20 protein-coding genes and 1 pseudogene are annotated in these 25,759 nt (G+C 44.3%); 11 read left to right on the forward strand and 10 right to left on the reverse strand.

Annotated features, from left to right (window positions below):
• Positions 1-392 precede the first annotated feature (392 nt).
• Together AACT19_RS04995 and AACT19_RS05000 are read right to left on the reverse strand one after the other, a co-directional pair.
• Complete coding sequence (locus tag AACT19_RS04995) at positions 393-3,491, reverse strand: efflux RND transporter permease subunit (protein ID WP_076645558.1); 3,099 nt, start codon at positions 3,489-3,491, stop codon at positions 393-395.
• Between the two features lie 8 nt (positions 3,492-3,499).
• Positions 3,500-4,615: an efflux RND transporter periplasmic adaptor subunit gene (locus AACT19_RS05000; RefSeq protein WP_076645560.1), complete on the reverse strand. Its 1,116-nt coding sequence runs from the start codon at positions 4,613-4,615 to the stop codon at positions 3,500-3,502.
• Between the two features lie 236 nt (positions 4,616-4,851).
• On the opposite strand from AACT19_RS05000, the gene AACT19_RS05005 reads away from it, so the two are divergent.
• A complete protein-coding gene (locus AACT19_RS05005; RefSeq protein ID WP_017078915.1) occupies positions 4,852-5,466 on the forward strand; it encodes a TetR/AcrR family transcriptional regulator in 615 nt (204 codons plus the stop codon).
• Between the two features lie 43 nt (positions 5,467-5,509).
• Here AACT19_RS05005 and AACT19_RS05010 read toward each other — a convergent pair whose 3' ends face one another.
• A complete protein-coding gene (locus AACT19_RS05010) occupies positions 5,510-6,421 on the reverse strand; it encodes a LysR family transcriptional regulator (RefSeq protein WP_076645562.1) in 912 nt (303 codons plus the stop codon).
• A 156-nt stretch (positions 6,422-6,577) separates the two neighbouring features.
• On the opposite strand from AACT19_RS05010, the gene AACT19_RS05015 reads away from it, so the two are divergent.
• Together AACT19_RS05015 and AACT19_RS05020 are read left to right on the forward strand one after the other, a co-directional pair.
• On the forward strand, positions 6,578-6,883 hold the full coding sequence (locus tag AACT19_RS05015) for a monooxygenase (RefSeq protein WP_017089138.1): 306 nt from the start codon (positions 6,578-6,580) through the stop codon (positions 6,881-6,883).
• 86 nt (positions 6,884-6,969) lie between these two features.
• On the forward strand, positions 6,970-7,344 hold the full coding sequence (locus tag AACT19_RS05020; protein ID WP_076645564.1) for a hypothetical protein: 375 nt from the start codon (positions 6,970-6,972) through the stop codon (positions 7,342-7,344).
• 127 nt (positions 7,345-7,471) lie between these two features.
• Here AACT19_RS05020 and AACT19_RS05025 read toward each other — a convergent pair whose 3' ends face one another.
• Positions 7,472-8,002, reverse strand: a complete 531-nt coding sequence (locus tag AACT19_RS05025) for a lipocalin family protein (protein WP_076645566.1) — start codon at positions 8,000-8,002, stop codon at positions 7,472-7,474.
• 150 nt (positions 8,003-8,152) lie between these two features.
• The gene (locus AACT19_RS05030; protein ID WP_076645568.1) at positions 8,153-9,013 is read right to left on the reverse strand and encodes a helix-turn-helix transcriptional regulator; all 861 of its coding nucleotides are present in this window, start codon (positions 9,011-9,013) and stop codon (positions 8,153-8,155) included.
• 154 nt (positions 9,014-9,167) lie between these two features.
• Between AACT19_RS05030 and AACT19_RS05035 the strand changes: the two genes are divergently transcribed.
• Complete coding sequence (locus AACT19_RS05035) at positions 9,168-9,344, forward strand: hypothetical protein (RefSeq protein WP_165689837.1); 177 nt, start codon at positions 9,168-9,170, stop codon at positions 9,342-9,344.
• A 125-nt stretch (positions 9,345-9,469) separates the two neighbouring features.
• Positions 9,470-11,218 carry an amidohydrolase gene (locus tag AACT19_RS05040; RefSeq protein ID WP_076645570.1) on the forward strand — a complete coding sequence of 583 codons (1,749 nt, stop codon included), beginning with the start codon at positions 9,470-9,472 and terminating at the stop codon, positions 11,216-11,218.
• A 100-nt stretch (positions 11,219-11,318) separates the two neighbouring features.
• On the opposite strand, the gene AACT19_RS05045 is transcribed toward AACT19_RS05040, so the two are convergent.
• Both AACT19_RS05045 and AACT19_RS05050 read right to left on the reverse strand, forming a co-directional pair.
• The gene (locus tag AACT19_RS05045; RefSeq protein WP_069597250.1) at positions 11,319-11,807 is read right to left on the reverse strand and encodes a hypothetical protein; all 489 of its coding nucleotides are present in this window, start codon (positions 11,805-11,807) and stop codon (positions 11,319-11,321) included.
• A 287-nt stretch (positions 11,808-12,094) separates the two neighbouring features.
• Positions 12,095-13,438, reverse strand: a complete 1,344-nt coding sequence (locus AACT19_RS05050) for a CAP domain-containing protein (protein WP_076645572.1) — start codon at positions 13,436-13,438, stop codon at positions 12,095-12,097.
• A 405-nt stretch (positions 13,439-13,843) separates the two neighbouring features.
• Here AACT19_RS05050 and AACT19_RS05055 point away from each other — a divergent pair, with 405 nt between their 5' ends.
• Entirely contained in the window at positions 13,844-15,106 is a 1,263-nt protein-coding gene (locus tag AACT19_RS05055) for a metal-dependent hydrolase family protein (RefSeq protein WP_076645574.1), read from the forward strand.
• 714 nt (positions 15,107-15,820) lie between these two features.
• Here the strand turns inward: AACT19_RS05055 and AACT19_RS05060 are convergent.
• From AACT19_RS05060 to AACT19_RS05070, 3 genes are read right to left on the reverse strand one after another with little or no spacing between them, the layout of a single operon-like run.
• A complete protein-coding gene (locus tag AACT19_RS05060; protein WP_004736328.1) occupies positions 15,821-16,546 on the reverse strand; it encodes a DsbA family protein in 726 nt (241 codons plus the stop codon).
• A gap of 10 nt (positions 16,547-16,556) precedes the next feature.
• Positions 16,557-17,084 carry a protein disulfide oxidoreductase gene (locus tag AACT19_RS05065; RefSeq protein WP_017084628.1) on the reverse strand — a complete coding sequence of 176 codons (528 nt, stop codon included), beginning with the start codon at positions 17,082-17,084 and terminating at the stop codon, positions 16,557-16,559.
• Positions 17,081-19,177, reverse strand: coding sequence for a protein-disulfide reductase DsbD family protein (locus AACT19_RS05070; protein ID WP_076645576.1), 2,097 nt, complete (start codon positions 19,175-19,177; stop codon positions 17,081-17,083). The genes AACT19_RS05065 and AACT19_RS05070 overlap by 4 nt, the downstream gene beginning before the upstream one ends.
• A gap of 669 nt (positions 19,178-19,846) precedes the next feature.
• On the opposite strand from AACT19_RS05070, the pseudogene AACT19_RS05075 reads away from it, so the two are divergent.
• The 5 genes and pseudogenes from AACT19_RS05075 to AACT19_RS05095 all read left to right on the forward strand — a co-directional run.
• A pseudogene (locus AACT19_RS05075) lies at positions 19,847-20,717 on the forward strand (lipase family alpha/beta hydrolase); the annotation flags it as partial.
• Between the two features lie 186 nt (positions 20,718-20,903).
• A complete protein-coding gene (locus AACT19_RS05080) occupies positions 20,904-22,475 on the forward strand; it encodes an amidase (RefSeq protein ID WP_076645578.1) in 1,572 nt (523 codons plus the stop codon).
• A gap of 93 nt (positions 22,476-22,568) precedes the next feature.
• Positions 22,569-23,567 (forward strand): DUF2860 family protein, encoded by a 999-nt coding sequence (locus AACT19_RS05085; RefSeq protein ID WP_017084624.1) that lies wholly within the window; start codon positions 22,569-22,571, stop codon positions 23,565-23,567.
• 104 nt (positions 23,568-23,671) lie between these two features.
• Positions 23,672-24,691: a helix-turn-helix domain-containing protein gene (locus tag AACT19_RS05090; RefSeq protein WP_076645580.1), complete on the forward strand. Its 1,020-nt coding sequence runs from the start codon at positions 23,672-23,674 to the stop codon at positions 24,689-24,691.
• A 136-nt stretch (positions 24,692-24,827) separates the two neighbouring features.
• Positions 24,828-25,721, forward strand: a complete 894-nt coding sequence (locus AACT19_RS05095) for a DMT family transporter (protein ID WP_076645582.1) — start codon at positions 24,828-24,830, stop codon at positions 25,719-25,721.
• Positions 25,722-25,759: the final 38 nt, after the last annotated feature.

A 25,759-nucleotide genomic window follows, 5' to 3' on the forward strand; every position in this document is an offset into this window, starting at 1 on the left:
CCACCAAAGCTCGGGGCAAATTCAAGGTACATTAGAAAGAACGAATAAATAGAAGTGTGACGCCCGTCAAGATTATGAATTCACATACCATTTACAAGGTATTCACTGATTAGATTATTCAAAACTTCCACTCATTCACCAACAAGATAATCAAGCATTCATCGATGCACTAATGTGACGAATTGAAAGAATATAATGACTAACAGAAAGGATAATTTGACTAATTGAGAGTGTAATAGCGGTGAAAAGACCAACAAAATGGTAGGAATTGGGATGAATTTATCGAGAATAACAACACCATAATCGAGCCAGATACGGCTCGATTATGGGCAGTTGAAGAGCAGTTAAATTGAAGAGACGTTAAATTAAAGATGCGTTAAATTGAAAAACAGTTATGCCGCTTGAGTTGCGATGGTTTTTCGCTGATTTCGAGTCATCAAGTGATAAATCACAGGTACAAAGTAGAACGAGATAAGGGTGGTTAATACTGTACCGCCGACAATCGCGACCGCAAATGGAGGCCAGAAACCGCCACCAGCAATAATCAACGGCATAAAGCCCCCAACGGTTGTAATCGTGGTCGAGCTGATATGGCGAGTACACGACATCACCGCCTCAACGACCGCATCAACATTCCCAGAGGAAGCCTCCTTGTCTAGCTTCAATTCGGTCAGAATGACAATGGCCGCGTTGATAGCTAAACCTGCAATGCCGAGCATGGCGATGATCACCGTAAAGCCGAACGGATAACCGAAAATCCACACCGACAACAACCCTAGCCCACCCGCCAACCCTGCTACCATGAAGATGATGCTGCTCATTCGGAACGAGTTGAATGACATCACCACCACCAGCACCATCAATACCACCACAACGGCGACATTCGAGATCAGGCTGTTGACTGAATTGTCTCGTTCAGCGGATTCACCACCAAAACCAATCGTGTAACCCGATGGCATCTGATAGTTTTCTAGGCGTTTTTGGAATTCATTGAGTACCGTTTGAGGCAAAACACCCGCTTCAATGTAGCCCTCAATGGTATTCACACGTTGCCCGTTACGACGAGTAATCGCGCCACGACTGGTGGTCAGTTCAAGCTCGGCCAGAGTCGAAACATTAATCCCCGTGGAATAAACATCTGAACTGATAGGCAGACGAATATTGCTTAAATGCGCTAAGTTCTCACGCGCCTCATCTGCCACACGAACACGGATTGGTACCGACTCACTGCCTTCAATCACAGAGCCACTTTCACGACCTGTCAGCGTAGTTTGCAGCATACCTGCGAACTGGTTCAATGAGATACCATTCAGCTTTGCGGTATCTTCATCGACCTTCAACCACACCTTCGGAGTACCTGGTTGCAGCGTTTCCCTTGTGTGCGTCACATGAGGAACACCCGCCAAAATCAATCGCACATCCTCACCAATCGCTTTCAACGTATCGAGGTTTTCACCATACACTCGCAGTTCAACGGGCGCGGTAAATGGAGGCCCTTGGTTAAGCTTACGTACCAAGATTTGTGCTTCCGGCACCTCTTCATCCAACACCTTTTGCAACTCAGGAATCAGCGCATTGGCTTGATCAAAGTTCTCTGTTTTCACCATAGCTTGCGAGAAGTACGGCGCATTATTTTGCCTTGCTTGCAGGTTGTAATAGAAAGATGGGAAGTTTGCACCCACGAGCCAATCGATACGCTCCACTTCAGGGTAACGATGAATGATATCGTCAATTTTTTCAGAGGTGTTTTTAGTGGCGTAAATGCTCGCTTGCGGCGGCATGTAAACCTGAATCTCAAACATGTCTCGGTCTGATGGCGGGAAGAATTGCTCAGTAAGCTGAGACATACTCCAGTAACCAGTAAACGGTACCAACAACACCAAAGCAATCGTGATGATTGGATGCGTGACACCAAAGCGGACAGAAGATGAGAACCAGCGCGTCAAAGCCGGGATTCTCAAACCCGTCATGTACCAATGGTGCTGCCCTTTCTTGTCGACATCACTGAGTTGTTTCGGCAGTAGCTTGGTCGCTAAGCCCGCAATTAAGGTGTGCGAGATGATGTAAGAGCCGATCAATGAGAAAGAAACGGTAATCGCAATACCACCGACAAATTCACCCGATGCTCCCGGCATCAAGATAATCGGGGCAAACGCCAACACGGTAGTTAAGGTTGAGCCTAATAACGGCACCCATAAATGCTTCAACGCATTCATGGTCGCTTCTGCTCGTTGTTGCCCTTTCAAACGATACGCCTGAATGGTATCGACCATCACCACCGCGTTATCAACCATGATCCCGAGCGCCACAATTAGGCCTGTCACCGACATTTGGTTAATCGGCACACCGGTCATTTTCATGATCGACAAGGTCAATAATGAGGTTAACGGCAGAGAAATTGCCACTAAGATCGCGGCACGCACACCTAAAGTGACAAACAGAACAATCAAGATCAGACCAAAACCGATCATCAAGCTTTTGCCTAAATCGTCTAAGCGAGTTTCGGTATAACCTTGCTGATTAAAGAGCACCGTCACCTTAACGTTACTTGGTAACTCTTGCTCAAATTTACCAATCAGAGCATTAGCTCGCGACGTCCAATTATCAACTCGCAGATCAGGATGCATTCTTGCCGCGACAATCACACCCGGCTCACCATCAATAATGGCAATCTGGTCTTGTGGGGTTTTCTCACCACGTTTCACAGAAGCAATGTCTTCCATGCGGATGATGTGACCGTTGCTGTCGGTGGCTATTGGCACCTGTTTAATACGTTCAATGGAATCAAGCTCAGACTTAATCTCTAAGCCAAAGCGAGAATAAGCACTGACCAATTCACCGGCAGAGTTTTTGGCGTCCGCCCCTTCTAGCGACTCAGCAATATTAGCACTTGATCGCCCTAACGCCGCTGCATCGGCCGTACGCAAACTGATTTGAATCTCTTCTTGTGGCATACCATATTCATCAACGAATTCGGTACCCGACAAAGTTCTTAGTCGCTTAGCGAGTTCTTTGGCATAACGCCCGAGTGTTAATCGGTCAGGCTCGCCTGAACCAGACCAGGTTAGAGATGCGATGGTTGTGAAAGCATAGGTATGGTCGCTATCGAGATCGGGAGAATGAGAGCCCGCAGGCAAAATGGATTCGATGTCAGATAACTTGTCGCGAGCTTGAGACCAAACCGGCTCAGGCTCGGTGATGGTGTCATTCAATTCTAAGGTGACAATAGACACGCCCGGCCTTGAGGTTGAGCTCACGAGTTTAACTTCACTCAGCTCACGCAGCTTGTTCTCGATAACCTCAGTAACTAAGGTTTCAACACGCTCGGCACTGGCGCCGGGGAAACTGGTAGTAATGTTCGCGTAACGGTTGATGATTACTGGATCTTCTGCACGTGGCAACGTCATGAACGCAGAAATACCACTCACCATCAGCAGTGCGGTCATTAAGATAAGCAGTCGAGTGTTGGAAATAGTCTCTATGATTTTCATGCTATTCCCTATTCAGCAGTAACGCTTGCTGGCTTCACGGTTTGTCCGGGAACTAAACGATGTAAACCACTGGCAATCACTTGTTCACCGTCTTCAATCGCCCCACTTACGTACGCTTGTTGATTGTTAGCAAACAACACCTGAACGCTTCGACGTTCGACCTTGTTGTCTTCACCAATCACAAAAATGTTCCACACACCGCGCAATCCATCAATCAAACCCGTTAATGGCACCCAGTAGCCTTGGTCATCAATCTGTTCGTCAAATTTCAGATAGGCAAGTTGCCCTTCTAATACCGCTGATTGTTCTGGAAACAAATAACGCAAACCGACACTGCGAGACTGTGTGTCAACCATTGCGCCCGGATTCAACAGGCTCACAGCGAATTCATCTCGCCCGACGCGAATACTTGGTGCGGAAAGTGAAGTAACCTTTTTCATTTGATGGGCAGGGATACCGATGAAGGCCTCTTTCCCTTCAGAGGCAAGCAGTGTAAGAGTTGGATTCCCTACATTCACTACATCTCCAAGCGATACATAGCGGGTTGCGATGGTCCCTGAATATGGCGCACGAACTGTCGATTTCACCAGCTTCAATTGATTGCCTTTTACCGAGGCATCAATACGCAGCAAGTTCGCCTGCAATACGCGTTGCTCACTGGTTAACGAATCAATCTCAGCTTCGGCACTGAAGCCTTTCGCTTTCAATGAACGTTGACGTTTAAGGTTCGCAGCCACCAAACTCAATTGAGCTTTGACTTCTTCAGCCTGCGCTTTCAGTTGGCTAGACTCGGTTTCCAAAAGTTGGGTATCCAGCCTGATCAACGGCTGACCCGTTGTGACTGTGTCACCGACATCCACCAGAATCTCGTTTACTTTGCCCGCCAGTTCGAAACCTAAATTGGCCTGTTGACCCGCCTTAACCACACCGACATATTCGCGTTGTACTGCATAAGAAGGAGACAGCGCCAAGGCCATCGTTTCCACCGTTAAAATGGTTTGGACGCTCGATGCCGTTTCAGCGGTTGAATCAACCGACTCTTGGGCTTGTTCCTTTTCGCCACATCCAACAAGAAAAGCCGACAACGCCACTGCCACTGCGCTTCCCTTCATCAATTTATACATACGTACTGTTCCTATGCGGTACTCAATTATGTTCTTTTTTTAGACTAACCAAATCAAACTAGACTGTCTAGTTTGATTATGTTAAAAATAAGTTTCATCGTTAATGATTGATAAAACCATCACAAAAAGCATAATGCTTAGCGTAAAACGAGACACATAGAACTGAGCACCAACAGGCACCAAGCTACGAGACAAACTAGGTAACGAGACAACACTAAGTAACGAGAAGCAAGCACGTGACTAAAATCATCAAGAGTGAACAGAAGAGATCGCAGATCTTAACCGCAGCCAGCCAACTTTTCTCTGAATATGGCTTCAAGATCAATATGGATCAGATAGCCAAAGCAGCGAACGTTTCCAAGCAAACGGTCTACTCTCACTTTAAAAACAAAGACGAACTTTTCGAAACCTGCATGCAAACCAAGTGTGCGGAGCGAGAACTCAGTCCTGCTGCCTTTGATATGGATGCTGCGGTGGGTGATGAGTTGGTGAAATTTGGTGTGAAGTTTCAAGATTTATTACTTGATGAACAATCTAGACAAACCTTTCAAAATGCCATTAGCCAAGCGAATACGCATCCAGAGATCGCCTCTATCTATTTAGAAACTGGGCCTCAGAAAACCACCAAGTTACTTGCTGATTATTTGCAGTCGAAAATAGACTCTGGTGATCTCACACTGTCGACATCAAGCTCGCCAGTCATTGCAGCCAGACAACTGCTGCTTATGTTCCATGGTAAGTCAGCGTATTGGGGATTCTTCGGACACGATAGTGGAGAATCTGAAGAAGAAAGACTTCACTACACTCGCGAATGTGTCGCGCTGTTCTTAAACGGCAATCAGCCTCGTTAATCGTTCGAGGCCCCTAGTTAATCGTTCAAGGTTCATGTCGCCGTTAACTCGCCTTTGAAGCTGACTCAAGAAGTAACTCATAGAAACGTTTAGCAGCAGGGCCTGTCTTGGCTCCTTTTGGTAAAGTCAGGTGCAGCGGAACGTGATACCCACTGCCATTTTCGACATTCAATACAGTGAGCTTGTCACTTCCTCGACTTTCAACAATGTGCTTTGGTAGTCGACAATAACCGACTCCCTGCTCTACCGCGCCAAACGCATGATCGAAATTATCCACCGTAATGCGCTGACTCGACTTCAACCAACCCACATCCTGTTTGTTGCCTTGGCTTTTAGTGCCTTGATTAGATCGTGTACCTAAATCTCGCACCACAATTTGCGGCAAAGACGACAGTTGATTCAACGACACTGAAACGGCACTTGCTAACGGATGTGAGCTAGCAACTACTGGCTCCATCATCGTAAAACCAAAGGCTTCGGCTGAGTAATTAGTAATAGGCAAGTTGATGATAGCCACATCAGCCAGTTCTTGAGTCACCATTTCCGTTGTTTTAGACAGGGATGTTTCAATCACTTGTATCGATGTGGTGTTGTTCTCCGTCAAAAATGTAGCCATCGGTTGATAAAGGCGTTCAAGGCAGCACAAGTGATCAACAGCAACCACAATTTCAGACTCAACACCTTTCGCTAGCTGTTCACTGATCAACTCTAGCTCGCGAGCTTGTTCCAACATACTGCTCGCACGGCGCAACAGTGATTTCCCATCCTCCGACAAGACCGCCCTACGACCTTCAACCTGCACTAAAGTCACGCCTAATTGGTCCTCCAATTTTCTCAGCGCATAGATCAGCGTGGTATGGCTCTTATTCAATTGTAGTGCCGCAGCCTGAATGCTGCCTGCACGGTCAATTTCGTAAAGCGTTTGCCATTGGTCGAGGGTGGTTTTCAATCTCATCGGTCTAAAATCCTGACAGTTAATAACTATATTATGAACTTTTCTGTCTGTTTTTTACAGGTAATATCTATTTCAACAGGCAATCAAGCCTCCTATGTTTTGCGAAATGACCATGAGTCTCAGCGCAATACCAAGTAACTGTTTGGAGAAATAACCATGAAATTATTACAAGTCGATTTTGAATTTAGCGGCCCATTTGGTGAAGAAATGTCAAACGCACTCGTTGACCTAGCAAAGTCTATTAACAACGAACCGGGCATGATCTGGAAAATCTGGACAGAGAACGAAGCAGAAAAACTGGGCGGCGGCGTCTACTTATTTGAAGATCAGCTGAGTGCTGAAACCTATCTGGCGATGCACGCTGCTCGCTTAAAAGAGATGGGCGTAGCGGAAGTGCGTGGGGTGATTTTTGACGTCAATCAGCCATTAACTACCATTAATAAAGGCCCAATCAACGGTTAATCAAACTTGTTCATTCTCTGAATGACAACAAAGATACTGAATCGCTAAGTCGCTAAGTCGCTAAGTAATAAGTAGAGAGATACGTAATGAACAACAAAACTTTTCTTAGCCTACACGGCATTATTTACGCAGGGTTTGCCATCGCACTGTTTTTTATGCCAACGGTAATGTGGCCCATGTATGGCGTGGAAATTAATGACAAGTACGCTTACTTTCTCTCTCAACACACAAGTATCTTTTTGGGTGGTATCGCAGCGATAAGCTGGTTGCTTAGAGACATTGAACCTGGCGTCTCAGCTAAAAAGCTCATCCAAGGTTTGGTGGTTACGAATATGCTTGGCGCCATCATCACACTGTATGCAGCGTTTACAGGAATCTTTGTTGGCTTTGGCTGGAGCGACCCAGCATTCTTCATTTCACTATCGGTACTCAGTGTTTTGCAGGCTCGTCGACAACGTTAGTTACTTACTTAACGAGCTAGCAAACACAAAGAACAAAGCCAAACAAAAAGGCACCGGTGAATTGCTCATCGGTGCCTTTCTTCAATCTAATGTAACTGCTCTCAAGAGCCAAGCATTAGAACTCTCCTCAAGAACTAGGCTTATTGTCATGCTCCACAAAAATCAGCTCATCGGTATTAAAGCCGCGCTCTTTCGACATCGCTTTGAATCTCTCCATGACCTCTGGTGCAACCTCAGGTGTTCTTGAAAGCAGCCATAAGTAATCGGTGTCTGGGCCAGAAATAAACGCATATTGGTATCCCTCTTTATCCAATTCAAACACCACATAAGCGCCGTAGAAAGGGCCAAAGAAAGACACTTTCAAATAGCCTTGTTCGCTGCCTTCAACAAAGTACGCCTTGCCTTCCGCCTCATTCCATTCGCCATCTTCATCCGAATAGCCACGGTTAATCACCTTCACACCGCCATCATCACGCAAGCTGTACTCAGCGCTGATGTTGTCTAAACCACGCTCAAACGAGTGATCCAAACGAGCCACTTCGTACCATTTCCCTAAGTATCTATCCAACTCGAACTGTTGAACGGGCTTAACCGTTTCGGGCATGCCGACACAACCACCCAATAAGATCACGCTAAGCAGCAATAATATTTTTTTCATCCTAACCTCGACTTGTTTTTATTAGTAATGCGAGTAAGTCTCTTGAAAACATAAACTTACATCCTTGGTAATACGTTAAATCCATTTTTATAGTTCACTTAACTGTAATTTATTCAGAATCTTATGTGAATCGTTTAGTCTGCGAATGAATCAATGGCGTTTCATTGCTATTCGATATTGAGTCGGTGTCACCTGTTTATAGGATTTAAACTGACGATTGAAGTTGGCTTGGTTATCGTATCCCACTTTCTCCAAGATCAAACTGACCGGCAATGACGTATTAATCAGCAAGTCGCACGCGACATTCAACCTGATCTTTTTAAGCCGTTGACTGAAGCTCTCTTTATAATGTTTTTGAAACAAGCGCCTAACGCTACTTTCACTGATATATAGGTGACTGGCTAAATCGTTAACCGAGATATCTTGAATGAAGTGATTCATTAAGAAGGCTTCGACCTTATCTAACTTATCGCTGATCTCATCACCTTCATTGCCCTTAAAGATCGGGTTGATCAACTGCACCACCTCTTGGTCATCAAGTAATACCGAAAACAATGAGAATAAGGTGAGTAACTGTTGGTGTGGTGGTTTCTCCATCACCCTATCTAACAATTCCGTTGCATTCTCTGCGGTAGCGGACGAAAACTGCAGGCCTTTCTTTGAATCTTCCAGCAATGCACGCAACGGTTCGAGCTCTCGACAACTGTCTATCAACGGCTCTATCCAGTCTTTACGAAACCAAATCACATGTGTTTCACATACTCGTTGGTCATCAGCGCTCTCTTCAGAATAAATAGCATGAGGCAAATCTGGCCCTACCAAAATCATGTGGTTGTGAAACACATCGCTTTGATGGTGCCCAATAAAACTATGGCCAACAAAGTGACGATGTATCGCTATCTCGTACTCTTCATGTCTATGCCAACCATAGCTTTTACTGTTCTCGACAATTTTCTTATAGCGCCAAGACATGCCAACTCGTTGTGGCACTTTTTCCAAGTAACCTTTCATTGCGATACTCAATGACCTTTTAATATTGAAAGTATACGTAACAAACCACCCAAGTCAGCACATTGACTGAAAAGTATTGAACATTGCGCTGACGGTACTCTTCTCTTCGTCTCCGATAAATATACTGCAAGTGAACTTAATCAGGAGAGCAACTATGGACACTTTATTATTAAAAATTCGCGATATGATTCTTGCCACACGTCAACAGTGGATCAGCGAGATCACCTACAACTACAATATTAAGGGTGACCACACCTGGAAATTCTATGGCTATAACTCTTATGACGAATATAAGAAAGATCTGCGTAAGAGCCTAAGACAAGAGCCGTAATGAAAGGCTTATTCAAACCACAATTTATTGATTAATCGCGGTTTTTATTTGTCATTCATGTAGAGTTTCACACTTGCCACTCGCTTTCTATACTTACTAAACAGTGGAACATGGAAGACATAATAATGAACAACAAGCTCACTCTGTCACGCACTGCATGGATAGCATTACTCGCAGGCTTAACCGCCGTAACGCCAGTGCTTGCACAAGCCAACACTATTGTTCAAACACAAACAGCAGTTCAAGCGCAAACATCTGTTCATAACCAAAGTGCTGACCAGATTTTTACCAATGCAGATATATACGGGCATCGTGAGTCGGACTCGATCGTTACCCATAACGGCAAGATCATCTTCATTGGTGACCAATCACAGGCGCAAACTTTTCAAGGGCAAAGTACTGATGTCATTGATTTAGACAATGCCTTTGTCTTGCCGGGATTTATTGATAACCACAATCATGTGTTTGAAGCCGCCTCAGAGCTGGGTGGCAATTGTGAACTCGACTCTGAAGCAACGCTGGAAGAGCAAATCCCCTACTTAGAAGCGTGTAAGATCAATGTTGATACCGATGGCAGAGGTTGGCTAATGGGTTATGGGTTTTCTTTGGAAGCGACTATCGATAGCGATTCTGACTATACACAGCTAGAGATCATCGACAGTATCTTCCCGGATCGCCCCGTGGTGCTTATGGAGCAGACATCACACTCGATGTGGGTCAACTCTAAAGCACTGAAAATTGCCCGAATTAGCCAACAATCTCCTGATCTACAAGGTGGCGCTTATTTAAAAGATCCTGATAGCGGCAAGCTCAATGGCATCTTATTAGACAATGCTGGCGATCAAGTGATGGAGATGGCGTGGAACAGCCAAAGCGAACTGTTTGATCAAAGCTACCAAGGGTTAATGTTCGGGCTTGAGGAAGCGGCAGCCCACGGCATCACCACCATTGGCGACGGCCGCATGTATTGGAAACGAGGTTGGTATGACGTTTGGCTAGAGGCCGAGCAAAATCAAGACTTAACGGCGCGTGTCTCGCTACGCCCTTGGGTGTACCCATCGATGGCAATTCCTTCTCAATTAGAAGTCTTTGAAAAGATGTATTCCGACGATAAAAGCCGTCTGTTACTTGTCGATCAGGTGAAAATGTACAGCGATGGCATCTTTATCAATGGCACCGCCAAAACGCTCGCACCCTACTTAGATACTTATCTACCCCAGTCTCCTAATGGCTTGAACTATATTCCGCCGGAACAAATGAAAGAGTGGCTAACTGCGCTCGAAAAAATAGGTTTTAGCGCCCACATTCATGCCATTGGTGATGGAGCGGTTCGTGAATCGCTTGATGCGATAGAAAGCATTCGCAAACAAGGTTCAACCAAGCCCTACACCCTAACCCATGTCGAATTAATCAATGATGAAGATGTGCCACGTTTTCGCCAATTAGACGTGACCGCAGATTTCCAAGTCGGCTCTGATTACGTTGCAAGGCATCAACACCAATGGGCCGAAGCTTTCCTTGGTGCTCGCCGTGCCAAAGCCATGATGAACTTAGACGCGATACTTAAGACTGATGCCAACATCACATTAAGCAGTGATTGGAACGTACACGACATCAACCCATTGGTCGGCATCGCGAACAGTTTAATCATGGGTAAAACGGGCCTAACTGATATCTACACGGCTATCGACGCTTACACGATTAATGCCGCTTCTAGCTTGGGCATCGACGACATCACTGGATCTATTGAGGTAGGAAAATCGGCGGACTTCGCGATTCTCGACCGAGACATCACCACAGTGTCAGCAAGACAAATAGCCAAAACTCAGGTGTTGATGACGGTGTTGCGAGGAAATGTGGTTTACGAAAAATAGAACCAACAAGCACGTCGAATTGGTTATCGCAACTCAAACGAAAACGAGCCAGCTTAATCAGCTGGCTCGTCTGTTATTCACATATGTATTTTATGTTGTGTTACGCGTTGGTCTTTTTTAGTGCTTTCTCATTTGATTCTTGCTTTTCATCCAGAGCAAAGTAGATCTTCGATACAATCACTTCAGCAACCAGAATCGTAAATACCACAGCGAAGAACGCTACTACACCGCCCCAAGGGCCTGTGAAGCTCACCTTGTCACCGAACATGAGGTTTATCGCTTCTAGCATGACGAATTTTGAGCCAACAAGAATAATGTATGTCGACAGTGCTCGATACACCTTAGGTGCCGTTCCAGATTTCTGTTTGAAGTAATCCGCTACCTTATGTTCTAAGCCAATAGAGAGCTTCAACAATAACTGTAGCAACAACGCCGCTATCAAAGAAATAGTGAAAGATTCAATGTTGACGAAGTCCCAGTACTCATCGAAAAAGTTAAGCACTACTAAGTCCACCAGCACGGCTAACGTGTAACCTACGAATAGACGTTGTGGAGTGTTGAACCCGTAAACTTTGTCTGATTTAGTCATTCTGTCTCTCTCTAATTTGATAAGTAGCCTTGATTTGAAATACATCTTAGCGTTCGAATCGAAGCAAAACTTACCATTTCATGACACTACTCAAAATCATTCACGACATTAATGAATCGTCATAGTGTCCTCGCGCCTCCACTTTTATTAATCCTGATCGCCCACGTATCACTGTAAAGTAAAATGGCACTCTCGAGTGATCTGCTACTACCAAGTAACCTGCCACTACCAACTAAAGAAAGAATAGAGACGCTAAATGGATGACCCTTATTTAAGCAATGAGTGTGTTAATTGAAATCTTGCGTCCAATAAGACATCTTCGATGCATCTGACTTACTGGCTTTGTATCCAATCCCCATCTTTGTGTGTCGGCTATTCATCACGTTTTGGCAGTGACCTTCGTGACCAACCCAACTATTAAGACCAGCATTGTTAACTTGCCCATCACTTCGCGGACTGGTGTAACCAAAAATAGGAATCACAACCGAATTGGATGAGAGGACAAACGCATTCTGACCAGAACTGTTCACAACAAAGTGACCTTGAGCATCTCTTCGGTACTGCTCATCTGAATTCAACTGGGCATTACTTGCCGTGTTATTGTCCCAAGCGATAGGAGCTGCTGGTGGGTAGTTACCACTCGAAAACGATGAACCAAAGGCATCACAATAACGTTGTGTCGACCTCGCACAATTTGTCGAGATAACAGATTGGTACTTGATACTGTTCTGGCTTAGATCTTCTGGAATATTCACAATTCGGCACCATTTTTCATCGGCAACGCCTTGACCGGGCATCCCCCAAATCGCGCCATTCAATAATTGATTTGTATCTAGTGAAGCGAAATCGATGAGAGTGTCGCTATTAAGCTGACCTAGATCCAAATCGATCTTTCCAGATGAAGTGTTCAACTCAAAGATCGAGGCCCCAACCTCCTTAGCTGCTGCATTAATTTTGTCGCGCTGTAATAATTCCCAAGAATCACCAAACCGCTCTTTTGACTGCTCTCCATAAGCTTGAGCGATAAAATCGTAAGTAGGTAAATTAGACTCTATCCCGCTCCCATCTTTGGAAACTACGCTGCCAACGGTTTTAAATTCCAACGAACTGTCGAACACCGCATCGTTAAACACATACGATCCCAAGTGCTCACTAGAACAAGAGTTACTTTGCATATCGTATCTATATTCAGAAATTGTACCGTCCACAAGTAACTGATGATTCTTCCTTTGCGCGCTTAATCCTGTGGTTTCGTAACAGTGCCAATCGTTAACAAAGTTGCTGCCATTATCGATAACGATTGTTGGTACAGCGATAATCACATCAACCTTCTGAGTATCTCCACTCTTGAACGCAGGCAGCTCATTTTTGACGGCAATAGATGAGAAATTTCTGATTGGATCCGTTTCTTCGATAAAACCTTCGATCGCAAAAATCATATTGTTGCTAAGAGCTTTAATGTCAGGCTGCTGAGAGGTAGATGATGAGCCGGGATTACTTGGATTACTTGGATTACTTGGAACATTAGCGTTATTAGACGTTGTGCTGTCACCTCCTGATGAACTTTCTCCTCCACAACCCGTAATAATCAGTGCTAGAAGGGCGACTGCCGAGATATTTTGTTTTTTCATGAGTTAATCCTTAACCATATATTTTTCTTGATGTAAGGATGTTGCCTCATAGAACGAACTTAAATTTCAGACCAATGTCAGAGCCCCTAAATACTGACACCGATTTAACATTTTATAAGATATTGTCAATTTAACGTTCGACCTATAAGTAGATGAACTCATTCAGTATTTTCCTTAGGCCTTCCGTTTAAGAGCCAGTTACAGTTCGGTAAATTGATTCTCAACACAAAGTGACGACGATTTGAAATACACCTTAACGTTCGAATAGGAAAAACTTAAAAATATAGAAAAGCACCAAAAGATAAGTCTCGTCATTGCTTGTCACCAAATGGCCATTCTTCAAATGCTGCGCCCCATATGATGACCCCATCAGCGACACACACTCATTTCCAAAAGGTGCAGACTATGAAAAAGCTAATCACTAACGCGAACGTATTTAACGGTGTTGATAACAACTTAATCGAGAACGTATCGATCCTGATCGAAGATAACTTGATCACTCAGATTGGAGAGATTGACCCAACGATTGCCGATGAAACGATTGATGCTCAAGGTGGCACGGTAATGCCAGGCCTGATTGATGCGCACGTTCATATCACGCTCTCTGCCTCTTTTAATGTCATTGATACGATGACGCGTGAAGAAGTGGCGATTCGCTCAGCAAAGATTTCTGAAGAGATGTTAATGCGCGGTTTTACTACCATTCGCGACGTGGCGGGTAATACGCTTGGCCTTAAAAACAGCATCGACAAGGGCTATGCCACTGGCCCACGTATTCTTCCGTCAATGGCGGCTATCTCGCAAACTTGTGGTCACTCAGATTACCGTCAAAACCAAGCGCAAGAGCGTTTAGCTAACGGGCATGAAGATTCACCAATGATGAAGCTTGGTGCAATGAAAGTGGCAGATGGTCGTTCAGAAGTCTTAAAAGCGGTTCGCGAACAGTTATTTATGGGCGCTTCTCAAATCAAGATCATGGCGGGTGGTGGCGCATCTTCAACGTTTGATCCGCTAGACACGTTGCAATTCACATCAGAAGAAATGAAAGCCGCGGTTGATGCCGCTTCTGATTATGGCACTTATGTTGCCGCGCACATCCACACCTCTGATGCGATGCGCCGAGCCGCTGAAGCGGGCGTGATGTCTTTCGAACACGCGACCATCATGGACGACGACATTGCAGAAATCATTAAAGAGAAAGGCATTTGGGTGATTCCTTCTTACTTTACCTCTTCATTGATTGCAGAGCGTAAGATCCCGCTGCCAAATGAAGAGACATACCGCAAGACAGAACGCGTAGGCAAAGCGATGTTCAAGTCAGCAGAACTGATTAAGAAATACGACATTCAGAACATTGCTTTTGGCACTGACTGTGTAGGTGAAACCAACGTTCACGCGACACAATTGAATGAACTTGGTGCGATTGAGCAAGTATTCGATACCATCACCGCACTTCGCATGGCGACATCAAACTGTGGACGCTTGTTCGAGATGTCGACCTATCAACACCCATACCAAGAAGGCAAGTTAGGTCAGATCGTTGAAGGCGCGTATGCCGACCTATTGATCATCGATGGCAACCCACTGGAAGGCGTGGCATGTGTTGCTGACACAGAGACACAAAAACTGATCATGAAAGACGGTAAGGTGTACAAAAACACGCTTTAACCTCGAAAAGCGCTCTTCCTACGCCAAACAACAAAACAACACATCTAAAGCAAATAACCGAGGTGACTAACTTGGTTGTTTGCTTTTTTTGGATCGCCTAAAGCTTATCTCGCCTTCAATTGAAAATGTTATATATCCAACTCGCGTAGTAAAATATAGACATTAACTTCCATACTACGAGTTAGTTTCCGTTTTTCGAGTTAATTCTCACTCTATGAATTAACTTTCACTCTATGAATTAATTTACATTTACGTATTACCCACCCAAATGGCATCCACCTAAAAACCACAAATGGAATATCAACTTGTAAAAATAAAACATAAACAATCTATAATTATTTCGTAAAAATACAGAATCAAGGGAATTATTTCAGCATAGATAGCTCTAACTAAATGTTAAATAATCATTTATCTGGAGGCACTATTCTAATGCAACTTTGGTAACCCCTCCCCCTTAAGTTGCACATTAAATAATTTGGATAAGTAAAAATACAATTAATAACTTTTTGTAATCAGGAATTAACAATGAGACTGTTGTTGTACTCAACATGTGGTGTTCTGAGTTTTCTAGGAATATTTGGCCTAGCTGCGTTATACATTGTTTACTAATTTGCAAACTACTTTTATAAGTTAATAAACAAATAAGAAAAAGCCCTAATAAATAGGGCTTCTTTTTATCCATCAATAAAAACAATGCAAATGTTGTAAATTATTCTATTTACTTTTCTCTTCTAGCTTAGCCTTTACTATTTGATATAGTTTTTCGTATGGCAGATAACCGGGGAGCAATGTTCCATCAATGAGCATCGCTGGTGTACCTCGAACACCCAACTTTGTAAACAAGTCATAGTTTTCAGCTACTTCAGTCGTTATTTTACTGTCTGAAGAAACGTAATCAGTGGCTTTGTTCTTCTTCGCTACTTTCATTATCGAACGAACGTTGTGAATGCCAGGCTTACTGATCAACATCTCTTCAACTGCTTTGTATTTTTCTTTGTCATTGTTCCAGACATTAAGTCCAAAAGTTGCTGAGTTCAGTGGCGAATCTCTCTCCTTTAGAGGGATATAAATATTTATCACCTTGATGTCATTAGGGAACTCATCCGCTATTTTTCGAAGAACAGGATCTAATTTTTTGCACCACGGGCAACTAAAATCAGTCATATTTACGATCGTCAGTTTTGGATGTTCGGAACCATACCAAGGGTGATGTGGGTTGTTATAAATAAAGTCATGACTCTCAGCTAACGTTTTATCAAAGCTACTTTGTTGATCTATGTAAGCAGCCAGACTGTCGTGAACCGAATCGATAATACCTTCGTTCGTTTCTAGCATTTGCGTTATCTCGGCAATTTTTTCTTGTTTTGTCATTGCGAAAGTGACGGGTGAGAAAGCCAGAGTAACCAATAGTGTGATGATGCTTTTTGTAATGAATTTCATATTTTTCCCATTAATACTTAGCTAACCAAAGTCGGGCTGCGATACCTATTGGCGTAGTAATTCCTGAAGTAACACTTGTTACTTTTCCATCATTAATAACAATGAGTGTTGGCGTTAAGGAGATTCCCCAATCGCGCGCAATTTTACCTTGAGTGTCATTAATGTTGTCGTAGCTATACCCTTTAGCATTCATATAGCGTTGAACTCTTTCATCTTTACCCGAAGTCAGTGATACACCAACGACGGGATAGCTTGATGAAAACCAATCAACCACTGGCGTCACAAATTTGCAGGCGACGCACCATGTCGTCCAAAAATAAACTAATACCGGCTCTTTCTTACTCATCTCTATTACATCTATCGGTTTACCGGATAACGACATCCCAACCATTGGCGGAACGTTCTGCATTGGAACGTCTTTTGTACGCCAATAATCAACACCAAAGACCACGACCAATGCGAACAAGGTATACAGTAATGCCGATCTCAACTTCTGCTTTTTGGTCTGAGGTTTTGCCTTAGCTTTTTTTCTCATCATTCGTCACCACCTCTTGCTTTCTCAATCGCTTCCATCACCGCATCACTGGTTAAGATGACAGGAAGCTCAATACCTTCAGGAGCGTTAGGGCCATAAACCACATTGAACGGAACACCGAACCGGTTGTGATCTTGTAGGTATGACGTGACGCTATCACTCGGTACAGTCCAATCCCCCTCCATCGGCACTACATCACCTTCAGTCAATACGCTGTAAACAGGATCTTGTAAGAGAACCCCGATCTTGTTTGCTTTACAAGTCACACACCAATCAGCGGTAACATCAACAAAAACCACTTGGCCATTCGCAACATGCTCATCAATGACTTCGGTAGACAACGCTTCCCACTCAGGTTCTGGTGGCAGCATTTTGGATGTTGCTTTCTCGACAAATAACGAGGCAGAGATAACACTCAACAGCAGCAAGGCAACAGCACCCGCAGTCTTGATTCCATGCACTTGAACCAACCTGACAAGCAATAGGCAAACACTGACCGCCAGTATTGCGTATAGCCACAATTGAGGGACATGAGGTCGAAGCAAGCTAAAGAGCCAAACGCTAGTGATTAGCATCATTCCGCCGAACAGGTATTTAACACGGTTCATCCATGCTCCTGGTTTAGGCAGCGCCAAAGCTATCGATGGGAATGCAGCAACGATGATCCATGGAAGTGCCATACCAACGGCAAGTGCGGTGAAAATACCAAACATCGTCGGGATAGTCGTGGCAAGAGCAAATGCAACGGCTGTCCCAAGAAATGGAGCAGAACATGGCGTAGCCAATAGCGTTGCGAACATGCCTTGTGTAAAGTGTCCGACGTAACTACTGTCTCCTTTGGTTGCCATCCACGTATTTGTATTCGATGAAAGACGGATCTCGAAAAGCCCTAACATGTTGGTGCTGAAAAGGGCTGTGACGATAAACATCCCACCGATAAACCAACCGTTTTGGAACTGAATTCCCCAACCGATAACGCTGCCTGATATTTTTAACACAGCCAGGAAAGTGGCGATTAACCAGAAGGATGCGAGGATGCCACTCGCAGATGCAAGGAATTGGAACCTAACCTGTTTTCTTGCCATGCCTTGAGCAGAAATAACCCCACTCAGTTTCATTCCAAGTACAGGGAATACACAGGGCATGATATTGAGAATCAACCCTCCTAATAGCGCCAAAAGCACCATACTTATCATGGAGCTATTGCCCACAATGCCGTTAGTAACAGTGGCTGGGTATTCTGTGATGAAGTCTTTGTCTTTGATGCTGACACGAATGTGCTGGTTGTTGAGATCGGGTGTGCCCATCCAGCTGCTTACGTCGTAAGTCGCAATGGCTTGGTTACCTTCAATTTCAATGTGAGGAATACCAAATTCAGCATCTTGCATTTCATCTGAATCACCATCCACGATTATATCGGGTGCAGTCCAACCAATTTGATGTGTAGCAATAACTTGAAGTTGCAACTTGTGAGCATCCCAAATCGTAGATGTGCCCTCTACAAGCGGTGAGTCTTTCGGCACTTCGCTCATTGCTTTTGCGTAGACAAGCATCGCGTCGTTATCCACAGTCATCTCACTTGGGTTAAACACCAAGTTGATGTCAAAATCCGTGAGAATACATATGGTGGTGCATGAAGACATCGTCAGCACTGCATGGAGCTCAACAGGTTTGTTCATATCATCAATATGAAGATTCATCGGAAAGATGATGTTGTGCTTGTAGCCTAGCGTATCTATGCCGAGCAAGTTGAAGCGTTGAGGAAACTTCCAAAACCATTGCAATTGCGAAACGTTCTTAGAGTCGGCCCATTTAATTTTGGGCGCAATGCCTCCTTCGCCAGGACTTCTCCAGTAAGTTTTCCATTCATCAGAAAGGTTCACTTCCAGATAACCCGCCGCGGTTTTATCTTCTTTATTAATTTGTCCTGTCATGACAAAGCGCGTTTCTACATACGGATGTAACTTGTCTTGCATCCAACCCGTGGTAACAGGAGTCATCGATTCGCTCGCACTTGTGCTCACAGTGAATGTTGAACACAACGCAACGAATAGCCAAAGCACAACAAAGCGCAATGACATTTTGCTTTTAGGCATGTCTAATTTTTCCTTAAAAAATGAATAATATGAGTGTTAGTTAAACGCTCTTATTCTCATTCTTTAAAGACACAGACCTTAAGATGGATGCGCCTACCCTTGTGGAGGATTGGCTCGGTGAAGGGAGGGAAATACGGGACAGTACTTAGCAGCCACAATACGACGACAACGAGTATGAAGTACGTGAATATAGCTTGATCATTGACTTGGTGGTGATCAAAATTTATCAGGTGTTCTGATAACTCACATTTTTGGACGGATTGGCCGTCTTGGGATTGAGATGCCCCATCAATAAAAACGCCACCATCGCTAATCTTGTTTGCCTGCACGGCAGTAGAAATAGCAGAATCACTGTTGTCATAATTTACTTTGCAGCCTTGGATAAAACTCATATTACTGGCGAGACAGAAACAGATAACCCAACCCACTAATAATAGTGCGCTACGAGTTAGCTGATGTGTGTTTCGACTTGAGATCATATCTAAACTACAGATGTCTTGTGATGGTAAACGTAGCAATACGACTTAACTCAAATAATAAAGTTCAATTTTTTTCGTATGGCCGATAATTTTCATGAATCAAAGCGATTGAGAATGGCAAGAATCGTATACCAACAATCAGTATCGGAAAGACAATAATCAGTATCGGAAAGACAATCTCTAAAGCACATCAACAATCGAAGTATCACTCGCCATTAATGAGAGTGATGCCCCAAGAGCGTTTGTTGATCGTTCATTGTCCTCACTATTGAAAATAGAGTTAGACCTCGTCGATATAGGCACAGTGGTGGATTTAACAGATCCCCCTATTGAAAAAGGGAATGCAAAACTCGGTATGTGGCAGCCACTAACATTCTTACTTGAAGATAATGCTGGGCTCTATTTTCTATCTGAATATGACCCAAATAAAGTCCCAATTCTATTTGTGCATGGGATCAATGCCACCGCGTTAGATTTTGCCCCACTGATTGAAAAAATCGACCAATCTAAATATCAAATATGGGTGTTCAACTACCATTCTGGTTTATCCCTGTCTTTGAATTCGAAAGGCTTGAACAATCTGTTACATACAGTTGTGAATGAATATAAGAACCAGCAACTACATGTTGTTGCCCACAGCATGGGTGGCTTAGTCGTGACTAACAGTATTCGCCAGTGCCGTATTGGGCAGCTATGCGATTTTGTAAGCAGCGTAACCACCATCTCTTCGCCGTTTGGTGGTGTCGAGTCAGCTAAGCAAGGGGTTGAGTACTCACCCGTAGTAATGCCTGCATGGATTGACTTAAACCCAGACGGGAAATTTATCTATTGATAACAGTAAGATTCACATCCCCCACTTTTTAGCCTTTGGTTATAACTCTGGCGATCTATTTAATACCAACAGTAACGATGGCGTCATCAATTTATCAAGCCAGTTGTCACGCCCCGCTCAATTGAATGCCGACCAAATTCGTGGTTACAACGAAAACCATCTCAGTATTTTAGATAATGATGATCTGTTTGAAGACCTGTCGAGCTTTTGGCTAACAGCAGAGCAATAACCCCTCCCTATACATAACCCGACAAACCAGTTGGCGTGAATGGTATGAACATTGGCGGTATTTGCACTGCAAGCCAACACGCCAATCTTTATTCTACTCCCATAAATCAGCACATGGAGTGACGCTAAGCCTAGCGAGCTAGGTTTCGAAACAAGGATAGTGACTTTCTAACTTGGGATAGAAACGATGACTATCAATGAATTAAAACGCAGAGATTTTTTCAAAGTTATGGGGAAAGGTGCAGTTTCTGCTGCGGCTATCTCTCTGCCTACCTTAGCGAATGCAACACCAACTTCGCCAACCAATTTGCCTTCAGATCACCAAACCGTTGACTCGCCACTTGATGCGACCGAGATGGCAAATCTGATAAGAGACAAAAAAGCCTCGCCAAAAGAATTCGTGCAAGAAGCCATCTATAAAATTCGCCAGACCAATGATCAGGTTAATGCGGTTGTTTCTGAGTGCTTTGACTTAGCGCTAGAGCGAGCAAACTCATTTAACCCGAACTCACCCTTTGCTGGCGTGCCTTTCTTGGTAAAAGATTGTGTTGATGTTGTTGGGCTTGAATGCACCCTGGGTTCGAAGCTAAACCAAGGCAGAAAACCCAACGCGACCTCTTGGTTTATTCGAGCGACTCAGAATGCAGGGCTGAACACCATTGGCATGACGAACATCCCTGAGATGATGACACTAGGCTGCACACAGAACTCCCTTTACGGCGCGACGCGCAACCCATGGGATCTAAGCCGAGGTGTTCACTCATTGACTGGCGGTGGCGCAGCGGCGATTGCAGCTGGCTATGTACCCTTAGTGCATTCTACTGATGGCGGCGGCTCTTCTCGTATGCCCGCTTCAGCGACTGGTATTTTTGGCTTTAAACCAAGTCGAGAATCTTTGATCTCAGGGCTAACTGATGGCTCAACAAACGAAGGTTTTACTCATCAATCGTTTATGTCGAGAACCGTTCGTGACGCGGCTTTGGCTGTTTCAGTCACAGAGCAACATACAAAAAATGACTTTGAGACGCCTTTTCCTCGAACCCCAATAGGAATGGTTAATGCTTCTCTTAACCGTCAGATAAAGATTGGCGTCACCCTAAAAGATATCCACGGCAGGCTCCCCGATGAAGATACGCTCGCAGCCATTCGCTCTACGGTCTCTTTGCTCGAAAGCCTTGGGCATATCGTTATCGAAGTTGAACAACCAATCCAAGATGGCGATGTGTTCATGCGTAACTATATGGGCGTATTTGGAAACAAGATGGCAAGCTTTGCTGAGCAATTCGACCGCTTAGGTATGCCGCTAGAATCGATGCCAGACAAAGTCAGCGACAACGTCGTCTATTTAGCTCGCACGATGCAAGCTCGCTTAAAAGCCACTCCTAGCTTGTATATCGACTCTCAAGAACGATGCCGAAACTTCGCGACCAATCACAACCGAGAGTTCTTTAAAAACATCGACATTTGGCTCACCCCTTGTGCAAACCATGTTCCTTTGGACATCGCATATTTCGACCAGAAAGCGCATTCCGGCAAAGAGATATGGGCACGTTCAGAGAAATTAATGTCCTACACACCAATCGAAAACGTGGCAGGCAATCCGGCGATGTCGGTTCCCTTGTATTGGAACAAGCAGAACCTTCCTGTTGGTAGCCATTTTTCCGCAGCAAGAGGCAACGACCGCCTGCTATTTGAATTGGCCTATCAACTAGAACACGCCAAGTCTTGGGCAAACAAAAAAGCCCCAATAGCACTTTAAGAAGCAATTCACTTTCAAGAGCTATTTATTTTCAAGAGCTATTCGATTTCGAAATCAGTTCGATTAAAAAACTATTCAAGTACGAGTCTTTTGATGAAACATATTATTTTCCTATTCTTGGCAAGCCTGACGCTCGCACCACACTCATTCGCAGCTCTAGCACCAAGCGAAGGCTTCAGTGGCAACATGACCTTCCTAACTGGCTTCACCGCAAACTCAAGTAACCTCGATGTTGGTCAAAGCAACCATCAATCTCAAGCCGATTTAATGTCGTCGGGTAACACGGAAGCCGAGGGAATGGTCGCGGTTTTGGGTTCGGTGCAATACACCTTTGGCGCTTTGAATCACAAACAGTTTTTCTTAGGTACCTCAAGAGACGACATCATCACAGGTACGTTGGCATTTGAAGTTGGATATAGGCAGCAAGTGGAAAGCGGAATGGTGGTCGATTTTTCTATCTTGCCGACTCTGATATCAGGCGAAGTATGGGATGACCCTTATGCTGTTGACTCAAATAGGAAAGAAACCGACCTCACTGGCACTGTGGTTCGAATGCAGCTTTCAAGAATAATGGGCTCGAACTTTAATCTCGATGTCGCTTCTGGTGAGTCAGACGTTAAAAAAGAAAACACCGGCCTAAAGGGGCTTGGATTAACCGAAGAAGAACGCGCATTGATGATTCGAGAACGAAAGTACTTTTATCTCAAATCTGGTTACCAGTACTTCTTGAAAGATGGGTCAGGCATTCTCACACCTTCAATGAATGTTTTCTCTTCAGATTCTGAGGGTGATGCACTGTCGTTCTTGAGCCTTGGCGCGGAAATCAACCTAGCAAAAAGATACGGGAATCATGGTCTTGCTTTAACACTCAATGCAGCAAAACGCAGCTATGATAAAGAGAACCCAATCTTTAATAAAACACGCGAAGACAAAGACTTTGGCGCCTTCGTTGCTTATGAATACGCTAATATCTTTGATGCAAAAAACTGGTCTCTGGTGTCACTACTCGGCGCGAAGACAACGAATTCAAATATTGAGTATTACCAATCATCGCAATATGTGGTTTCAGTCGGTGTTGATTACAAATTCTAAGGTTGAACTGAGGTTTTCATTACTTGTAACCCGTAAACAAATCCTTTAATTTGGACATATTACCGAAAAGAACACTCTTCAATCGCCAGCAATAACAGGGAGTTATGGTGGAAAGTTTTAGTACTCAATTGCCCATATTTTGGTTTAAAACTTTAGATTCTGCTATTCAGGCTAGAATTGGAGACAGCAGCGATATCTGGTCGGGAGCAGAGGTCTATAAACAACTTTGCTCCGCCGAATCGATCTCGGCTTATCAGCTTCAAACCGCCATCACCAATATCTACCAACGCTTTGATCATGAACTGATCGACCTATTTGATGAGTCCGCCCGCTACTTCGATGAGCTTGAAATGGGCGCGCCGGTAATGGCCATGCTCACCGCGCCAGATCTCGCCAGCTTTTGCCAACTGTTGAGTCGATACTCCATTCATATACATCCGTTACTGAAAATTTTCAGCCGTGAAACCGAGAGTGGTGAAGTCGAGCTTTGGGGTGTCACACCCGAGTACATTGACGAAACTACACTGATGACACACATCAGCTTGGGGCTCTATTTCAGTATTATGATCAAGCTCGTTCGCAGGTACCTTAATGCGCCGAATCAAAAACTCGCCATTCACATCCACAAGAACACCATCGGTGATGAGTTCTTGAGCATCTATGAGCGTGTCTTTAATGTTGAAATGAAGGAGGGCTTCCCCGCCCGCTATCTCCTTTTTCCTAACGATCTTGTTCAAGCAAAACCTCGTCAATTCCAAGCTGACTTTCATGCAGAGTTAGTACGAATCGCCGACCAACAGATGGAAAAAACGTTAAAAACTAACCTGATCTACAAAGTGAATGAAACGTTCAAAGTGCTCGCGGTGAAAGACACCAACCTAGATAGCGTGGCGAGTAATCTTCATATCAGCCCTCGAACCCTGAATCGTAAGCTTAAACAACAAGGTGTGAGCTTTCGTCGTTTGTTCGATAAATACCGACTTGAACTGAGCATGACTTTACTGAATCAAAACGACGGCAATATTACCTATGTGGCTCACGAGCTTGGCTTCTCAGACTCGAGCGCATTCAGTCGAGCATTCAAGAATTGGACTGGGCACTCTCCTACTGAACTCAGGTCGTAACAATAAATCTCGCACCCCATATCACTAAGCAACGAACGACATTGTTCTTACTTGTTTTTTTGTTCTTACATATTTTCGATTCTCATGTATTATGTGCGCCCATAATTGTATGACAAATATGTAGCGCCGTTTCTGTATGACCAAAGCCACCAACCACGCGATTTTACTCTTAGTATTCGCCAACCTGCTCGCCTCCTTTTCAGACGTCTCACTCAAAGTGCTGAACGGTGAAGTGCCCACGTTCCAATATGTGTTTATCCGCCAACTATTGAGCGTGATGTTGCTGCTTCCTTTTTGGCTAAAGCTACCCAAAGAGACACGCATGCAAGGTGGCTGTCGCATCAACTTCTTACGAGCTCAATTCATCCTAGTAGGTAGTGGCTGCGCAATGATTGCTATCACACACCTAACGTTGGCGACCGCAAATGCGATGTTCTATGTTGGGCCCATTCTTATGCTCCCGCTTTCTATTGTTTTACTGAAAGAGAAGCCGACATCATCAAAAGTGGTGGCGACATTGATTGGTTTCGTGGGTGTGTTAATCGTGTTGCGTCCAGAGCAATTTCACTGGGCCGCTATTGCAGGCTTAGGCAGTGCGCTCGCGATGGGTGTCGGCAATATTTTGATTAAACGTCTTCACGCAGAACAACACATTATCTCGACACTATTTTGGACCAGTGTGATGACTCTACCGCTGGCGTTGGCTCTTGCTCTGCCTGCATGGGCGGCGATTGAATGGCGTCATGTTGGGTGGATTATGGCAATCAACCTATTTGTTCTGGGATACCATGCCCTTGTGGTGGTGGCTTATAAAAAAGCGCCAGCAAACCAAATTGCTCTCGCAGAATATTCGGGGTTGGTGTTTGTGACCCTATTTGGCGTGATGTGGTTTGACGAGATTCCAGACATGTTAACCCTTGTCGGTATTAGCCTGATCGTCATTCCTATGATGCCAATAAAGTGGAAGAAGTACTTCAGCAGGTCAAATCAAACGGCTCTTGATGTAGAAGCCAATCAGCCTAAGCCTTAATCGTCGGCAGCATCATTAAAGCGCATTGAGCTAACCCA

The organism is Vibrio sp. 10N.222.47.A9 (genome assembly GCF_963872585.1).
Classification (GTDB): Bacteria; Pseudomonadota; Gammaproteobacteria; order Enterobacterales; family Vibrionaceae; genus Vibrio; species Vibrio splendidus.

Bases quoted from the DNA above. Each gene is read 5' to 3' on its own strand.
- AACT19_RS05020 (WP_076645564.1), top strand. From the start codon at position 6,970: ATGAACAACAAAACTTTTCTTAGCCTACACGGCATTATTTACGCAGGG.
- AACT19_RS05065 (WP_017084628.1), bottom strand. From the start codon at position 17,084: ATGATGAGAAAAAAAGCTAAGGCAAAACCTCAGACCAAAAAGCAGAAG.
- AACT19_RS05080 (WP_076645578.1), top strand. From the start codon at position 20,904: ATGACTATCAATGAATTAAAACGCAGAGATTTTTTCAAAGTTATGGGG.
- AACT19_RS05015 (WP_017089138.1), top strand. From the start codon at position 6,578: ATGAAATTATTACAAGTCGATTTTGAATTTAGCGGCCCATTTGGTGAA.
- AACT19_RS05035 (WP_165689837.1), top strand. From the start codon at position 9,168: ATGGACACTTTATTATTAAAAATTCGCGATATGATTCTTGCCACACGT.
- AACT19_RS05030 (WP_076645568.1), bottom strand. From the start codon at position 9,013: ATGAAAGGTTACTTGGAAAAAGTGCCACAACGAGTTGGCATGTCTTGG.
- AACT19_RS05060 (WP_004736328.1), bottom strand. From the start codon at position 16,546: ATGAAATTCATTACAAAAAGCATCATCACACTATTGGTTACTCTGGCT.
- AACT19_RS05045 (WP_069597250.1), bottom strand. From the start codon at position 11,807: ATGACTAAATCAGACAAAGTTTACGGGTTCAACACTCCACAACGTCTA.
- AACT19_RS05050 (WP_076645572.1), bottom strand. From the start codon at position 13,438: ATGAAAAAACAAAATATCTCGGCAGTCGCCCTTCTAGCACTGATTATT.
- AACT19_RS05000 (WP_076645560.1), bottom strand. From the start codon at position 4,615: ATGTATAAATTGATGAAGGGAAGCGCAGTGGCAGTGGCGTTGTCGGCT.
- AACT19_RS05090 (WP_076645580.1), top strand. From the start codon at position 23,672: ATGGTGGAAAGTTTTAGTACTCAATTGCCCATATTTTGGTTTAAAACT.
- AACT19_RS05055 (WP_076645574.1), top strand. From the start codon at position 13,844: ATGAAAAAGCTAATCACTAACGCGAACGTATTTAACGGTGTTGATAAC.
- AACT19_RS05025 (WP_076645566.1), bottom strand. From the start codon at position 8,002: ATGAAAAAAATATTATTGCTGCTTAGCGTGATCTTATTGGGTGGTTGT.
- AACT19_RS05085 (WP_017084624.1), top strand. From the start codon at position 22,569: ATGAAACATATTATTTTCCTATTCTTGGCAAGCCTGACGCTCGCACCA.
- AACT19_RS04995 (WP_076645558.1), bottom strand. From the start codon at position 3,491: ATGAAAATCATAGAGACTATTTCCAACACTCGACTGCTTATCTTAATG.
- AACT19_RS05070 (WP_076645576.1), bottom strand. From the start codon at position 19,177: ATGCCTAAAAGCAAAATGTCATTGCGCTTTGTTGTGCTTTGGCTATTC.
- AACT19_RS05095 (WP_076645582.1), top strand. From the start codon at position 24,828: ATGACCAAAGCCACCAACCACGCGATTTTACTCTTAGTATTCGCCAAC.
- AACT19_RS05010 (WP_076645562.1), bottom strand. From the start codon at position 6,421: ATGAGATTGAAAACCACCCTCGACCAATGGCAAACGCTTTACGAAATT.
- AACT19_RS05040 (WP_076645570.1), top strand. From the start codon at position 9,470: ATGAACAACAAGCTCACTCTGTCACGCACTGCATGGATAGCATTACTC.